This is a genomic window from Paenibacillus sp. V4I5 (genome assembly GCF_030817255.1).
Lineage (GTDB): Bacteria > Bacillota > Bacilli > Paenibacillales > NBRC-103111 > Paenibacillus_E.
In genome coordinates, this window is the sequence record NZ_JAUSZB010000002.1 from 3280485 (window position 1) to 3296716 (window position 16232).

General features: G+C 44.5%; 15 protein-coding genes and 1 other annotated feature. Of the genes, 4 read left to right on the plus strand and 11 right to left on the minus strand.

Going from position 1 to position 16232, the window contains the following annotated elements; genetic code table 11:
- Positions 1-91: 91 nt before the first annotated feature.
- The 6 genes from cysK to QFZ78_RS16865 form a co-directional block, all read right to left on the minus strand.
- Positions 92-1003 carry a cysteine synthase A gene (cysK, locus tag QFZ78_RS16840; RefSeq protein ID WP_307555732.1) on the minus strand — a complete coding sequence of 304 codons (912 nt, stop codon included), beginning with the start codon at positions 1001-1003 and terminating at the stop codon, positions 92-94.
- Between the two features lie 83 nt (positions 1004-1086).
- The gene (locus QFZ78_RS16845) at positions 1087-2400 is read right to left on the minus strand and encodes an MFS transporter (protein ID WP_307549247.1); all 1314 of its coding nucleotides are present in this window, start codon (positions 2398-2400) and stop codon (positions 1087-1089) included.
- A gap of 118 nt (positions 2401-2518) precedes the next feature.
- Positions 2519-3019, minus strand: a complete 501-nt coding sequence (locus QFZ78_RS16850) for a hypothetical protein (RefSeq protein ID WP_307549250.1) — start codon at positions 3017-3019, stop codon at positions 2519-2521.
- 138 nt (positions 3020-3157) lie between these two features.
- Positions 3158-3577: a DUF350 domain-containing protein gene (locus QFZ78_RS16855; protein WP_307549251.1), complete on the minus strand. Its 420-nt coding sequence runs from the start codon at positions 3575-3577 to the stop codon at positions 3158-3160.
- Between the two features lie 79 nt (positions 3578-3656).
- Entirely contained in the window at positions 3657-4337 is a 681-nt protein-coding gene (locus QFZ78_RS16860; protein ID WP_057304793.1) for a PspA/IM30 family protein, read from the minus strand.
- 141 nt (positions 4338-4478) lie between these two features.
- The gene (locus tag QFZ78_RS16865; protein ID WP_307549254.1) at positions 4479-6839 is read right to left on the minus strand and encodes an endonuclease MutS2; all 2361 of its coding nucleotides are present in this window, start codon (positions 6837-6839) and stop codon (positions 4479-4481) included.
- 244 nt (positions 6840-7083) lie between these two features.
- Between QFZ78_RS16865 and QFZ78_RS16870 the strand changes: the two genes are divergently transcribed.
- Positions 7084-7452 (plus strand): phage holin family protein, encoded by a 369-nt coding sequence (locus tag QFZ78_RS16870; RefSeq protein WP_307549256.1) that lies wholly within the window; start codon positions 7084-7086, stop codon positions 7450-7452.
- A gap of 184 nt (positions 7453-7636) precedes the next feature.
- Positions 7637-8023: a cupredoxin domain-containing protein gene (locus tag QFZ78_RS16875; RefSeq protein WP_307549258.1), complete on the plus strand. Its 387-nt coding sequence runs from the start codon at positions 7637-7639 to the stop codon at positions 8021-8023.
- A 167-nt stretch (positions 8024-8190) separates the two neighbouring features.
- On the opposite strand, the gene QFZ78_RS16880 is transcribed toward QFZ78_RS16875, so the two are convergent.
- Positions 8191-8796 carry an IS1595 family transposase gene (locus QFZ78_RS16880; protein WP_307549259.1) on the minus strand — a complete coding sequence of 202 codons (606 nt, stop codon included), beginning with the start codon at positions 8794-8796 and terminating at the stop codon, positions 8191-8193.
- A gap of 425 nt (positions 8797-9221) precedes the next feature.
- On the opposite strand from QFZ78_RS16880, the gene QFZ78_RS16885 reads away from it, so the two are divergent.
- Positions 9222-9584, plus strand: coding sequence for a hypothetical protein (locus tag QFZ78_RS16885; RefSeq protein ID WP_307549261.1), 363 nt, complete (start codon positions 9222-9224; stop codon positions 9582-9584).
- Between the two features lie 39 nt (positions 9585-9623).
- Here QFZ78_RS16885 and QFZ78_RS16890 read toward each other — a convergent pair whose 3' ends face one another.
- The 4 genes from QFZ78_RS16890 to pheS form a co-directional block, all read right to left on the minus strand.
- On the minus strand, positions 9624-10172 hold the full coding sequence (locus QFZ78_RS16890; protein ID WP_173185386.1) for a CvpA family protein: 549 nt from the start codon (positions 10170-10172) through the stop codon (positions 9624-9626).
- Between the two features lie 12 nt (positions 10173-10184).
- Positions 10185-11624, minus strand: coding sequence for a cell division protein ZapA (locus tag QFZ78_RS16895; protein WP_307549263.1), 1440 nt, complete (start codon positions 11622-11624; stop codon positions 10185-10187).
- 94 nt (positions 11625-11718) lie between these two features.
- Positions 11719-14172, minus strand: coding sequence for a phenylalanine--tRNA ligase subunit beta (gene pheT / locus QFZ78_RS16900; protein WP_307549266.1), 2454 nt, complete (start codon positions 14170-14172; stop codon positions 11719-11721).
- Between the two features lie 25 nt (positions 14173-14197).
- Complete coding sequence (pheS, locus tag QFZ78_RS16905) at positions 14198-15232, minus strand: phenylalanine--tRNA ligase subunit alpha (RefSeq protein WP_029194068.1); 1035 nt, start codon at positions 15230-15232, stop codon at positions 14198-14200.
- Positions 15233-15302: 70 nt separating this feature from the next.
- Positions 15303-15560: a binding site (T-box leader), on the minus strand.
- A 195-nt stretch (positions 15561-15755) separates the two neighbouring features.
- Between pheS and QFZ78_RS16910 the strand changes: the two genes are divergently transcribed.
- Positions 15756-16184: a MarR family winged helix-turn-helix transcriptional regulator gene (locus tag QFZ78_RS16910; RefSeq protein ID WP_307549268.1), complete on the plus strand. Its 429-nt coding sequence runs from the start codon at positions 15756-15758 to the stop codon at positions 16182-16184.
- Positions 16185-16232 lie beyond the last annotated feature (48 nt).

Sequence of the window (16232 nt, forward strand, 5' to 3'; positions counted from 1 at the left end):
TCATTATTTTTTAATAAAACAATGAAGAATGGCCCATCCGAATCATTTGGATCCGGTGGGCCGATTTTATATGTGCTAACTTATTCATGAATCAATCAAAAATGTCCATACTCAAATATCTTTCGCCTGTATCCGGTGCAATACAGAGCACTCTCTTGCCCGCTCCTAGCTTACTAGCTACCTGTATACCTGTCCACACCGAGGCTCCGGCCGAAGGTCCTACAAGTATGCCTTCCTTGCTGGCCAGATCTTTCATGGTTCGAATCGCATCTTCGTCAGTTACCTGCACGATCTCATCGTACACGTTTGTGTTCAGAATAGCCGGTACGAAGCCTGGACTCGTACCAACGAGTTTATGCGGACCTGGACTTCCTCCCGACAGAACCGGTGAACCCTTCGGCTCCACCACATAGATCTGGATATCCGGCAGCTTCTCCCGGAGCACCTCGCCCGTTCCAGTGATCGTTCCTCCCGTGCCTGAAGTTGCTACGAAAGCATCCAGACGCCCATCCATTTGCTCCAGAATTTCCGGAGCTGTTGTCGTCCGATGAATACTTGGATTCGCCGGATTCTCGAACTGCTGCGGGATATAACTGCCAGGTATCTGATCCCGCAGTTCCTTGGCTTTCTCAATCGCACCCGGCATCCGCAGCGCGGCGGGAGTGAGTACGACCTCTGCGCCATAGGCCTTGAGCAGTGTAATCCGTTCTTTGGTCATGTTGTCCGGCATGATTAGAATGGCCTTGTAGCCTCTGGCAGCCGCATTCATGGCAAGTCCAATGCCAGTATTACCGCTAGTCGGCTCGATAATCGTAGCGCCAGGACGAAGCAGTCCATCTTTCTCCGCCTGTTCGATTAAATTAAACGCAGCGCGGTCTTTTACACTGCCGCTTGGATTAAAGTATTCAAGCTTCACGTAGAGCTCCGCATCATTCGGACCTACCAATCGTTTAATCCGCACGGCCGGTGTATCACCAATCAGCTCTGTGATGCTATTCACCATTTTTTTATGTGTCAAGGGTTACCCCCTCCTCTTCCCAATAAAACAATCTATACCCACATTTTTATCGGGAAGCGCGAAAGATGTCAAGTTCTTATTACCGTTAACTGCTTCCTCATAAAGTACCAACTGACCAACGATGAGCTGCCAATGAGCAATAGCAGTACATTTATCACAAGCGGCGCCTTACTCCACGAAATGACACAAATGAATAAGAGCACACCGCACACACGCCCCATATTGAGGGAAAGCTCACGAAGTACAATGTACTCCTCCCGCTGCTTAGCACTGGCTTCATTTGAACCAATAAGATCGAATACTGCCGACACCATAGGTACCGAATACATCGGAAAGAAGAGCGAAGCTCCTATGCCGAAAATAAGTAAAGTGCTATACCCCATTTTCCAGAAAAAAGGAATAATAACGGCTACGATCATAGTTGCACCAATCAGCATACTGATTTTACGAAAACGTGGCTTTATAAATCGTCCCACCGCCCAGAAACTCACTAAGGATACCGCAGAAGTAATCAATACGAAACTCCCTAAGCTCGCTTCACTTGATGTGGATATATAGACGAGAAGTCCAATCATGAAACCAAAGACACCTTCTCGAACTCCTTGAAATACCAAGGCTAAGCATACGCGCTTCCAAGGTGTTTCAGCTTGCCTTAGACAACGAAAGGGAAACAACCATTCGTAAGTACCTTGTACTTTTCTTTTTTTCAAAAAGAAACTGATAACCACGCCTAGCAAAAAGATACCTAACGAGATGGAAAAGATTAATCGATACCCAGCACCATCTCCCAAACTCACGATGAGTAAACCGGATATCCATGGTGCGACTATGCCTGCGCCTGAACCCAATAGCCCAACCCAGCCATTGAACCTATCTCGATTATCGGGGTCCGTCACTTCAAAATAAACAACATTAAAAGCAACCCAGAATAACCCAGCTGAAATTCCCTGAACCATTCCTAACCAAACAAAATAGTGAATGCTGCTTGCTCCAAGCCATAATACCAGCATATAAAAGCCCGCGGAAAATGCTACACCGAGCCGTAAGCAGTTCATTTTATTGTGTTCCTTTACCCATTTCCCTGCTAACCAGAAGGTAACCGCCATTGTCAAATGCGTGGTTAACGTAAACCAACCGATTAAAGCGTAGTCATTTTTGGCCTTCCACAAATACACACCAACGAAAGTTCCCGACAAGGCATTTGCACTGCCAAATAACGAATGAACGATCAGTAAAAGAATCGCCTGAGCATCAAGCCTGCCTTTTTTCTGTGAACTCTTGACTTCGACGGCTCCACTTCCACGGTCTTCAAAATAATTGGTTTTAGTGCCTTCCTTTGCACTACCTTGTTTAACAAACGACTTACTCTGATCCTTTTGCATACTCCTCCTCACCTTTCCCCACAGATCGAAATAGCTCTTGTTAAGCTTCCCCAATCGAGTAAAAATATGAGGCAGGACATATAAAAAAACCGAATCCATAAAGGACTCGGTTTCACCGCTACTCCGATTTAATACGTTCCACCATGAGCAGTCGATCTGTATCAGATAAGATTTTCTCCACCTTAAAGCAAGATGGGCACACAAAGACATTCGAAGTAAAGGGACCTGTTAGGAAAGCACTTCCTAACGTTTTGGGAATAACTGGCGTGAAAGAAGTGCCACTCGTGACCTCGGTACCTGCAAACAACATCAGCTCATGACAGCTAGAGCATTCGGGTGCCTCTTCTTGTTCGTCCGTAATATGCTGAACTTTTTCTCCGTATTTATCAAGAGGTTCATCCGAATCATCCCAAGCCAATGATAAATCTTCATCCGAATCGGCATATTCTTGTTCATCAAAGCGGAGCGGTTGACCTGTTTGTTTTACCTTTAAATCAATGCTCCTATAATCGTTCAGTTCATTAAAACAGTGTGGACATTCGTCCTCTGGTCCAATCTCCGGATCCCAAACGATTTCTGTTTGGCACCATGGACAAACTATTTCTTCATTGGTACTCATTACGTAATCCTCCAACCTAATGCATTCATGCATATTTCAATAAATAATAAACCCCTGCCGCCATAAATACAAACGCGATGGCAAACAAAGTGCCCCACAGGTATTTCATTGTTCAAGCCTCCAAGATTATGTATGATTCTAAGTTACACAAGCTCCGACCACGTAGGAAAGAGAGACAGACAGCGTCAAGGACAAGAAACCTACAGCGCGATTATCTTTTTTGATTTCTTCATCGATTTTGAAATAAGGTGTCAAGAATTCAAAAATGAAATAGGCAACCAGCAATAGTAAGAATCCGTACCCTGCCCAGATGAGGGAATTAATCATCGTGTCATTGTTGAGGATAGCGAATCGGAACAGATTACAAATCCCAAAAATCTTCCCGCCTGTTGCCATCGCTACAGATAAGTTGCCTTTTTTGATCTCAGCCCAGTCATCATATTTGGTGACCATTTCAAAAATCGTTAGAAATACAACAAGCGCGATCACAGCAACTGCAAAAAAGGCAAGCGTCGATAAATACGGGTTACTTAGCAATACATCCACCTCTTCATTCATATCGTCTCCTGCCTTCCTTCACGAAAGATAGAAGAGACTGAGTTTGACTCAGTCTCTAGCAGGTACTATTAGTATAACATTAGGATTGTTTTTTTTCAGCAAGCTTTGCTCTCATAGCCGCTAATTCGTCATCAATTCCGCTGCTGCTTCCACCAAGTTTGTCAAGCTCATCATCTAAGCTGCGGTTTTTAGCACGGATTTCACCGCTTGCTTGCGCTTCAGCTTCCATTTGAAGCACTTTCTCGCTCATACGGTCAAAACCTTTAGCTGCATTGTCTGTACCAAAACCAGACATCGCTTGGTTGATTTGTTTTTGAGCTTTTGCTGTTTCAGCACGAGCAATCAACAAATCCTTCTTGTTCTTCATTTTGTTGAACTCGTCTTTCATTTCGGTCAATTGACTGCGAAGTTGGTCAGCATTCGTTTTCGCAAGATCATATTGGCGTTTCAATTCATCGTAACGTCCTTGGTGCTCTTTCTTGTCTTCCAACGCGCGGCGAGCCAGGTCTTCATTGCCTGATTCAAGAGCTTTCATAGCTTGCTCAGTACGTTTAGTAACCATCTCTTCGGATTCTTCAAACTGAAGCTTGAATTTCTTCTCAATTGCGATCTGCTTAGCTACTGCAGCCTCAGCTTCCATGATATCTTCTTCCATATCACGAAGAAACTGATTTAACATCTTAATAGGATCTTCTGCTTTGTCCAGCAAGTCATTTACCGAAGCCATTGTCATATCGCGAAGTCTTTTAAAAATTCCCATCTTTGAATTCCTCCTAAGGTTTATAAACATGTATTTTAAAATTTGTGTATTGCGAATGCTAATTTTTTAATCACCGGTGCTTACACATATTCATACGCAGTCCCATAGAATGAGTTTCAAAAAGATGAAAAATTTAAAAAGTTATTTCAATTCGACGATTGTAACTCCTGCTCCGCCTTCATTATAATTCCCCATGCGGTAGCTCTTCACATGCTTATGACGGCGCAAGTATTCCTGCATGCCAGTACGCAGCACACCTGTTCCTTTACCATGAATTAAGTACACTTGACCCAAATTGCCCAAGAAAGATTCATCCAGGAATCGATCAGCCTCAATCAAGGCATCCTCCATATTGAGACCGCGCATATCCAGTTCCATCCGAATGTTATCATCTCGTGTTCTTTTGACCGTTGTAGCCACCTGATGAGCTGGCTTTTTCTGAGCTGTGCTGCCGATCTTTTCGAGATTCGACAAATCGACCTTCATCTTCATAATTCCCAACTGCACCGTTGCTTCTGTGGCGCTAACAATCTCTATGACGTGACCCTTCTGACCCAGGGTCACGACACGCACTTCATCCCCGGCCTCAATTCTCTCTGGCCGCTTCTTCGCCGCGCGAACTTGCTTTTCGCGCAGCTCCGGCGCCGCCTGATCAAGGCGGCGCTTCGCTTCTACCAACCGGTGATCCTTGACCCCACCGGCTTCCTCCTGCGCCATGCGCCGCAGCTCGGCGATGATTTCATCTGCCTCGCGGCGCGCCTTGGCGACAGCCTCACGCGCGTCGCGCTCGGCCTTCTCGAGCAGCTTATCGCGCTGCTCGTCGAACTTGGCCTGCTGAGTCTCTAACGTTAGGCGCATCTCTTCCGCCTCTCGACGCATCCTTTCAGCACTTTGGCGCTCAGCTTCTGCAATTAGGCGGTTCTCCTCAAGCGACGCGATCATTGATTCGACGCGCTTATCCTCCTCGCCAACCTGTGTTCGTGCATGCTCAATAATGCGCTTTGATAAGCCAAGACGCTCTGCAATAGCAAACGCATTACTTCGACCAGGAACACCTACTAATAAGCGGTAAGTCGGACTTAGTGTTTGTATATCAAATTCCATACTTGCATTAATGGTGCCTTGCTTTTGATAGGCATAAGCCTTTAACTCCGAATAGTGTGTCGTTGCAATGATTCGGCAACCAATTTGATGAATATAATCCAAAATGGAGATCGCTAAAGCAGAACCTTCAGCAGGATCGGTACCTGCTCCAAGTTCATCAAGCAAAACCAAACTTTTTGGTGTCATATCCCTCAAAATACTTATAATATTCGTCATATGACTCGAAAACGTACTTAAATTCTGCTCGATGCTCTGCTCATCGCCAATATCCGCATAAATTGCATCGAAAACACATAACTGACTGCCTTCCTCAGCTGGTACAAACAACCCTGACATTGCCATTAAGCTAAGGAGTCCTACTGTTTTGAGGGAAACTGTTTTACCACCTGTATTAGGCCCCGTCACAATGATTTGTGAGAAATCATTGCCCAACTCCAAATCAAGCGGTACAACGGAATCAGCCGCGATAAGCGGATGCCGGCCTCGCTTTATTTTAATAAAGCCTCGATCATTTAATCTAGGCATTGTTGCTTTCAGTTCCCTAGCTAGACCAGCTTTAGCAAAAGTAAAATCAAGCTCTGCCAATTGATCAACATCCAGCACAAGCAAATCCACTTGTTCGGCAACAAGCTCAGTAAGTGCGCGTAAAATCTTCTCAATCTCAACTTCTTCCTTAAACTTTAACTCACGAATTTTGTTATTTAATTGAACAATAGCATCTGGCTCAATATATAGCGTCGCACCCGATGCTGACTGATCATGAATCATTCCGCCAAAGCTGGATCGATATTCCGATTTAACGGGGATTACAAAACGGTCGTTACGAATAGTGATCAATACGTCCTGTAACATTTTCTGAACAGATGAATTGCGAAGCATTTGTTCTAACCTCTCGCGGACTCTTCCTTCACCTGTGCGCAGTTCACTTCGCACACGTCCCAGTTCAGGGCTCGCACCGTCAACAACAACAGCATTTTCATCAATACAGCTATTAATTTTATCCTCTAATGGCTTATTTTCTGTGAGTAATTCAACCTGCCCTTTGAGCATCGGAATCGCGTATTCTTCGTGAACCGCGAGAACAAATCGCTTTAACCTGCGTGTACCGAACATCGTCGTCGAAATATCAAGCAGCTCCGTAGGGTTTAACATCCCGCCAATTCTAACCCGGTGCAAGGAAGATCTAATATCACGAATCCCACCAAAAGGGGCATTCCCTTTCAATCGTTCTACATTAACAGCCTCATCGGTTGCTTGCAGCCGAAGCTTGACGAGTTCAAAATCACCTTTAGGCTCAAGCTTTTCCACGGCATCCTTACCAAGCGAAGTTGATGCATGATGAGCTAGTTTATGTAAAATCTTCTGATAATCTAATGTTTTAATTATTTTCTTATTCAACGATCCCAACCTCTTTTCTCTACCCTATATTATAAACCAAATCAAGCCTGATTAGCTACGGAGACAATCGTTATATGGAAGATGCTGCCTACCATAATATTCACTCGAATTGGATACACTAAGCTGTGCACCTATCCTCCTGCCAAAAGGATTGCAAGACTTAGACACACCAAGCATAGTTTGCAAAAAATCACTTCTTGTTATGAGAACTTATTCTCATCACAAAAAGAAGGAGGTTCACGAGATGCATCTTCTCGGACATCTGGTAAGGTTTATTGTTTCTGCTTTGGTTTTAATGTTTGTCAGCTGGTTAGTTCCAGGGTTTCAAGTCGGTGGTTTCTGGAGCGCATTTTTTCTAGCTTTGGTCATTGCTGTTGCTGCTTGGATCATTGAAGGGATCTTCGGCAAACAAATCACTCCCTTTGGCAGAGGAATCGTAGGCTTTCTGGTAAGCGCGCTTGTTATTTGGGCCGCCCAGTTTGTAGTGGGTAATGTATCTACGAGCATAATAGGTGCCGTTTTAGCTGCTTTAGTCATCGGAATCATCGACCTGTTCATCCCTGTGAAAACCCCCTTTGAACATGGGATCACAGGAAGACAGGATCGTCGGTAAAAACCTATCAGTTTCGATAACTGATATCCATGCTAAAGCCCAAAAAAGATCGGTCTGCCGCGTATTCACTCGCCGGACCGATCTTTTCTATGATAACAATTTCTTTCACGAGTTTGTCACTGTTTTTTCGGAAGAGGTCGTGTACAATGATGAGGGAAACCAATACAATTCCGGAGGGATATATATGAAGAAATTATTCGTTCTTTTAATGGGAATAGTCATAGTCATTGCGATAGCAGCTTGTGGAAACAAAGATACGAAATCAGCACAATCCTCTACATCCCCCGCCGCTACCACACAAGCAGCAGGCCAGCAAGTTTTATTGAAAGCGACAAACTTCAAATTTGACCAATCCGAATATCGTGTCAAAAAAGGAGAGCCCGTTACAATTACGCTTGATAATGCTCAAGGCATTCATGGTGCTTCCATTAAAGAATTCAAAATAAACATCGATAATAGCAACAAAACAGTTACCTTTACACCAGATAAAGCGGGCTCTTTCCCAATTAACTGTTCCATCATGTGTGGCAGTGGTCACGCTAATATGAAATCAACATTGATTGTTGAATAGTTTAAGTCATCAGTTCATAAGTCCTTATCGCGGCAACAAAGCGGTAAGGCTTTTTTGTATTTGGATTTTGCATTAATTTGATGGTATAACATTGCTTCCATAAATCAACAACAATGGACGATGGAATAGGCTAAAACTAGGGAATCTAAACGGTAATTAACGTTAAGTCAAAGCACTTGACAATACCTTAAATAGACAGGAAACAAATAAACGGATAAGAAAGCATCCATCCACTTTCTAAACAAAACACCCTCAACATACTTTATTTTCTTGGAATTTGTAAATATATACGTACAAAAGTTGGTGTTGATCTTTCGAGAGTTAACAGTTGTACGCTTTCTTTTATTTGGGCTGGACTCTACTTTTTGTTCACGAATTCTGTCCGCACCTGAACCCATGCGTGAGTATTGCTTATAAAGAGCTAGTTGCAGCTTCTCCAGCATCAACTTAGCAGTTCGATAATTTACTCCAAGCAAGCTCGCAAACGATGCAATCGAATAAGTTTGTTGTTCCTGGATCAATGCTCGAATAGCTTTGAACCAAATCATTAAGGAAAGCTTAGATTTATGCATAACCGTTCCAGCCGTTAATGAAATTTGCGTACGGCATTCTTTACACTCCAATAAATTACGAGTCTTCACAATATAAAATAAATGATAATCACAACTCGGACAACAAAACCCACCCGCCCACCGTCTTTTCGTCAAAAGTCTTACACAATCTTCCTCTGTCTTGAAAGTGTCATCCAACGATTCAAATAAATAAGCATCCATGAATTGACCCCTCTCAATTATAACGCGAAAATAATTCCCTATATTTGTATTATATAGAACATTTGTTTGTATGTAAAGAATTTTATGTATCCAAGATTAGTATCATGGGTTATTCATATTCTATAGTATCTACAATGTAAAAATCATGAATCGACTAATCAATATCAAAAATTTGAAGCTATAGTTTTGAACCTTTGTAAGCAAAAGTACCGGTCTCGTTTCGACAGGGACATGGAATGTTTTGAGGCTTCGGTAAGGTTTTTTGATGATTGTAGATACCACAGAATACATAATTTTAGAGTATAAGGTTCGAGTGAAGGCATTTTCGCAATTATCGGGTCAGCTGTTATTGCTATGTTGCGAAGGTTATTGTCCTTGATTTCACTGTTTTTTAGACTTCCTGGCTTCAATTAATGGAGTAATGATTGCGAAACTCGTTAGATGTTGTGGGTCTGGGTGCGGGTGCGGGTGCGGGTGCGGGTGCGGGTGCGGGTGCGGGTGCGGGTGCGGGTGCGGGTGCGGGTGCGGGTGCGGGTGCGGGTGCGGGTGCGGGTGCGGGTGCGGGTGCGGGTGCGGGTGCGGGTGCGGGTGCGGGTGCGGGTATGGTTGGGGCTGAGGGTGGGGGTGGCTGGGGCTGGGGGGTGGCTGGGACTGGGGCTGTGGATCTGGTTGCTGGTGGGGGAGTGGTTTTGTATTTCGTGACTTGTAGATACTACAGAACTCAAATGTTAAGTGGATGTAAGTCGGGATTGCTAGTGCTGGTACTCGTACGATTTGGTGAAAACTGATAAAAGCTGCCCATTCTGTATTAGAAATGTAGGCAGCTTCTATAGGGGGATTCCTTGTTTCCAGAGTTCTTGGAGTTTTCCTGCAATATTGGGTAATTCGTTAATTAAATATGGAGCTATGGTTGAGCTTGATAGCAGCTTTTGAAGTCCGTCTGAGGGCATGATGGTGATAACATTGACGGCTATAATGATGATCAAAAGTGCTTCTGCTAAGCCCAACAATGCGCCGCTCCAACGGTTGATGAAGTTCAGGCCTGGGGTTTTTGCTAGAATATTAAGTGCTCTGCCTACGATGACTAGTGCAAATTTTACGCCAAAAAACAATATTGCAAAGGCTAAAGCATTCAGGATATAGGTATCCAAATTAAGGCCTTTTACGATAAATTCGTATTTTTGGTAATTTTGATAGGTAGGCAGTGAAACTGCGTTTCGAAGCAGAGGGGCAAAATCCCTGTAAAAATAAAATGCAACGAGGTAGGCGAGAACAAAACCTGAGAGCGAAACAATCTGGGCAATAAAACCTCTAAAGTAACCTAGCAGCAGACCCAAAGCTACTATCGACAACATGACATAGTCTAATGTATTCATTGTCACTGTGGATTACCTGCCAGGGCTGTCTGTTTCTACAAGCTCGATCCACTCATTGTATTCATTCTGCAGCTTAGCATATTCCTCGCGCAGTTCTCTATACTCTTCTTTGATATTTTGAAGTTCTTTTTGCTGAGCTTCATCGTTCAAGCTTTGGCGCATTAGCTCTTCTTTTTCTCTGCGGGCCTGTGCTAAAATCCGTTCTTTTTCTTCTTCAAAATGTTGAGCAAGGGTACTTCGTTCTAATTGCTGCTGCTCTAGTAAGGCATCAATTTGCGCTTGATATTGGGTAATAATGGTTGATTTTTGGTCCTCAAGCTGTTGAATAATGTTTGTTTGTCGTTCTTGGAATTCCCCAACTAGATTGCCTTTATCTTGCTCAAAACGAAGAATCTTAGCATCAGCCTCGTCTTGGTAAAGGGCGGTTAGCGTTTCTAGTTCCTCTTGGTGCTTGATTGTAAGAGTTTCAATTTCCTCTTGAAGTTGGTTTGTGATAGTTTCAAGTTCCGTTTGATGTTGGATTGTGATGTTTTCTAGTTCCTCTTGATGTTGATTAACGAGTGTTTCCTTTTCCACTAGATACTGGTTCGAAAGTTTAAAGATCTCTTCTTGATGTTGCATGTTTATGATTTCTTTATCCTGCAGATGTAGCTGCATTAGTGCTTCTTTGTCTTGTTGATATTGCTGATGTAACATTTCTTTGTCTTGCAAGTGTATTTCTGAGAGAGATTGTTTTTCGACTCTGTGTTGTTCGTTCAGCTTTTGAAGCTGAAGTGCTTTTTGTTGTTTCTCTTGTTCGAATTGTTGCTTTGTTTGTTGGTGTTGTTGTTTTTCTTGGTCTAGCAGTTGTCTTACTTGTATTTGTTGACGTTTTTCTTGCTCTAGCTGTTGTTTGACTTGTTCAAGTTGTTGCTTGACTTGCTCTTGCTGCTGTTTAGCTTGTTCTTGCTGTTGTTTAGTTTGTTCTTGTTGTTGTTGTTTAGCTTGCTCTTGTAGTTGTTTTGCTTGTTGTAGTTGTTGCCTCAACTGCTCTTGTTCTTGTTTTGCTTTCTGCACTTCTTGTTTCATTTGCTCTTGCGTTTGGTTACCTTGTACTAGCTTAGCATTTTGTTCACTTATGGATGTCTGTTGTTGCTCATATTCTTGTTTCAATTCGTTAAAGTTTACGATTAATTTATCATAGGCGGCTTTGGTTGCTACTTGGTCCTTTTGGGCTTTGGTCAGTTCTTCCATGATTTCGTTCATACGGAAGCACTCATCTGCCATGTTCACGGCAGCCAAAACGGCGATTTTCTGTGAATCTAGCCGCGGATAACCTTTTGCAATACGAAACATTTGGTCGTTCACGTATTCAGCTACTCGCTTCATGTAATTGGTGCTGGTGCTAGCTTTTAATTTGTATTGGTGTCCATATATATCAACGGTAATCCTCGTTTTATCTTCAGCGTTCACTTTTTTATATCCTCCCTTAGATGAAAGGCTGGCCCTATCGAGTGTAATTTCGATAAGACCAGCCTGTTTTCCTGCAACTTAAATGAAAGTTACACTATTTTCTTAACTCTGCCTCATATTGTTGTTCAAGGGTTTGAACAACTTTGGCATGGAGCTCTGTTACTTCTTCATCCAGCAGTGTTCTCTCTGCGTGTCGGTATACGAAGGCAATGGCTACGCTTTTGCGATTTGCGCCTAAACGTTCTCCAGTATAGATATCGAATACTTGAATGGATTCTAACAAGTCTCCGGCAACTTCAGTGATGGTTTGTTCCATTAGACCTACTGGTACACTAGCATTCACTACTACAGCAAGATCGCGTCCAATTGACGGATAACGCGGCAGCAATTTATATACAATTGCATCTCCAGCAGCTTCCAAGATTGGGGAAAGCTCAACCTCAAGTACGTAAGTGTCATCAAGATCACGCTGCTGCTGCACTGTAGGATGCAGTTGACCGATTCGACCTATTGCTTGTTCACCTTCAGCTGTGTTTAAGAGGAGCTCAGCTGTTCGCCCCGGATGGAAACCATCTGGTGATGCAGATTTATAGGTGAGTCCTTTAACGCCTAAGTAGCTTACAAGACGGTCAAAAACACCTTTGATATCATAAAAGTCGACAGCCTCGGACTTTTGTGCCCAATGTGCTTGACGGCGTTTGCCTGTCAATACAATGGAGAGGAGAAGCTTCTCTTGCGGCAAATCTGTTAGCGAAGATTCATCTGTAATAAATACTTTGCCGATTTCGAAAATAGCCACGTCATCCATCGTACGGTTACGATTGTAGCTTACTACGTCTAGCAGATGCGGCAGCAAGCTAGTACGCAGTTGGCTGCGATCCTCGCTCATTGGCATAGCGAGCGAGATTGGCTTAGCCGCTGGGTATAGACCCGGCAGCGACACGGTTTGATCCGGCTGTGTGAAGGAATAAGTGATGACTTCATGCAGTCCGCTTTGAGTCAGGAGATTCCGTGTGATACGACGGATCGACTGCTCTTTGGTCAAGGATCCGGGTGTCGTCACGCCGGTCATTAACGTTGTCGGGATGTTGTCGTAGCCGAAAAGGCGAGCTACTTCTTCGATCAAATCGACATCCCGTGTAATGTCTCCTCGGCGGCTCGGCACATGCACGAGCAGCTTGCCTTCGCCTGCCTGCTCGAATGTGAAGTGCAGGCGCTCTATGATTTGACCCATCTCGACCAAGGAAAGTTCAGTGCCGAGATAATTGTTCACACGGTCAGCAGCAAGCTCGATGCTGACCGGCTTGTGTAAGCCCGCTACGGCTTCTACGATGCCGTCAGCGACTTGACCTGCTGCGTATTGAGCTATTAACGCAGCAGCACGATTTAATGCCGGAAGCACCGCTTCCGGGTTCACTTCTTTCTCGAAGCGAAGACTCGCTTCAGAGCGGAGCCCTAGCTGGCGCGACGTTCGGCGCACAGAGCTGCCTGCGAACTTGGCGGATTCAAGCAGAATCCGTGTTGTGCCTTCTGTCACTTCGGAGTTAGCACCGCCCATAACACCTGCAATCCCTACCGGTTTCGTGCCGTCCGTGATGAGCAGCATGTGCGGCTCTAGAGTACGCTCCACATCATCGAGCGTGACGAGTTTCTCGCCGGCCTCAGCGAGGCGTACATCGATGTGGCCATTGTTCAACTGCTCAGCATCGAAAGCGTGTAGCGGTTGGCCGTATTCAAGCATCACGAAATTCGTAATGTCTACGATGTTGTTGATTGGGCGGATACCGGCCGCCATTAAACGGTTCTGCATCCATAGCGGAGAAGTGCCGACGCGCACGCCTTCAATAAGGCGAGCCGCGTAGTGCGAGCACTGCTCCGTTGCTGTGATCTTCACACTAATGCGATCAGCAGCTTTCGCTGCGGCGGTTCCGGCCGCCCCGCGCGCTGCTTCCGCATCAGGCAGTTTGACGCTGCGTCCGAGGATCGCTGCGATCTCATAAGCAGCTCCGAGCATGCTCAAGCAATCGGAGCGGTTTGGTGTCAGATCAAGCTCTAATACCTTGTCGCTGATTGCAAGGACATCCAGAATTGAACTGCCGATTTCGGTATCTTCAGGCAGAACCAGGATGCCTTCTTGAATTTCCTTCGGCAGCAGCTTGTCGTTCAGACCAAGCTCTTTGGCTGAACAAATCATGCCTTGTGACTCCACGCCGCGCAGCTTAGCGCGTTTGATTTGCAGTCCGCCAGGCAGCACGGCTCCAATCATGGCGACAGGAACCTTTTGTCCTGCATCGATATTTTTAGCCCCGCAAACGATTTGCAAGTCTTCGCCTTGTCCGGCATCAATGATACACACGCTTAATTTATCTGCGTCTGGGTGTTTTTCGCGTGATTTTACAAACCCAACGACTACGTTCGTTACACCCTTATTGCGATCTTCCACGATATCCACTTCGATGCCGCTTCGGGTAAGTTTTTCTGCTAAATCCTCGGCTGTGAAGCCTGATACATCTACATATTCCGATAACCATTGATAAGAAACCTTCATGCTTAACCCCTCCTTTTCCTGATGCTTACAAGTGTAAGAATTGCTTTAAGAACCGCAAATCGTTCGTGTAGAAATGACGAATATCTTCAATCCCGTATTTCAGCATCGCAATGCGCTCAACGCCCATACCGAATGCAAAACCTGTGTATTCCTTCGGGTCATATCCACCCATCTCCAGAACGCGCGGATGTACCATGCCCGCTCCGAGGATTTCTAACCAGCCCGTTTGTTTACAAGTACGGCAGCCAACGCCGCCACACATTGCGCAGCTCACATCAACTTCAACGCTTGGCTCTGTGAATGGGAAGAAGCTTGGACGCAAACGAATTCTCGTCTCTTTGCCATACATCTCTTGAACGAATTGAAGCAACGTTCCTTTCAGATCACTCATCCGTACATTACGGTCAATGACGAGCCCCTCGATTTGGGTAAACATGTGGGAATGTGTCGCATCGTCATCATCGCGGCGGTATACTTTCCCCGGACAAATGATTTTGATCGGAACTTCCCCTTTGCGTTTCTCCATCGTTCTAACTTGAACAGGGGAGGTTTGTGTACGCATTAGAATTTCATCCGTGATATAGAACGAGTCCTGCATATCGCGAGCTGGGTGATCCTTCGGCAGATTAAGCGCCTCAAAGTTGTAGTAATCCTGCTCTACCTCTGGACCTTCTGCTACTGTGTAGCCCATTCCAATGAAGATGTCTTCAATTTCTTGGATAACTTTGCTTAAAGGATGCACGGCCCCTTGCTGTGAAGGGCGACCCGGCAGCGTTACGTCAATCATTTCCGCTCGCAATCTGTTCTCGGTTTCTTGCTGTTGGTAAGCTGCTTGCTTTTCTTCAATGACGGTTTCGATAGCTGCACGAACGTCGTTCGCTACTTGGCCGATAACCGGTCTTTCTTCCGCACTTAATGCGCCCATACCGCGTAGCACCTCGGTTAGTGGACCTTTTTTACCCAAATATTTAATACGTAGATCATTAAGCTCCTGCTGACTTTGTACGCCGCTTAGCTCCTGCAGCGCTTCCTGCTTCAAAGCTTCTAACCGCTCTTTCATCGAAATCCCTCCTGAATTAGGCCCCTGTATCACCCTAAATGAAAACACAAAAAAGACTTTCCGCTCCCTTACAAGGGACGAAAAGCCGTGGTACCACCCTAATTAGATTCGTTCATTGGCAGATAGGCCAAATAAACGATTCTCACTTCATTTCAGATAACGGACGATGTGTCCGGTTCCCTCTAATGAGAAGCTGTTAGTAAGCTTCTGTTCAAAGGACTGCTCGGGAGCGAACTTCTGCAGCCTGATTCTCGGGGATAGCTCTCAATCGTTGGCTTTCCCTCCCTGTCAAGAAGCACTGCATACTCTTCTCCGTCAAAGCATTTTCACATATATGTACCAATTATTATATGCAAGATATGCCTGATATGCAAGTGAACTAGCCCCCAGGTATGAATTTCCCAGTTGACTTCGAATGATCAGCGGCGTATATTTTATTTAAATAGTTTAAACATTAATTCATATAAACATTTTATTGTTTAATAATTTCATACTTTAATTAAGATGTAAGGAGGATTTGGATATGGAAGATGAATTAATAGCTTATACCAATCGTTTCCGAACAACATTTGAAACGGCTCATCGAAAAATTAGCCACACCGTACTTACCCAGTTAGATTCAGAGTTAACGGGGCCACAATTATTCATGCTCTTCATGATATCTAAAGAAGGTACGCCGAAACAAACTCATCTCGCTGAGAAGCTGGGCGTTAAACCAAGTGCGATCACCGTTATGATTGACCGACTTGTCCAAAGTGGGCATGTCATTCGTAAACACCATGAAACTGATCGACGTATTGTGTTGGTTGAAATAACCGAAACCGGAAAGGCCATACTCAAACAGGCGGAAGATGTCCAGAAAGAAGTGATTGCACGCGGACTATCCCAGCTTCCACCTGAAGAAATGCGCATTCTTGTGAGTGCCTTTGAAAAGCTTACTGATTTTTATTAATTCATCTTATTCAAGGAGTGGTATAAGTGGAAATCATACAAAAAACAG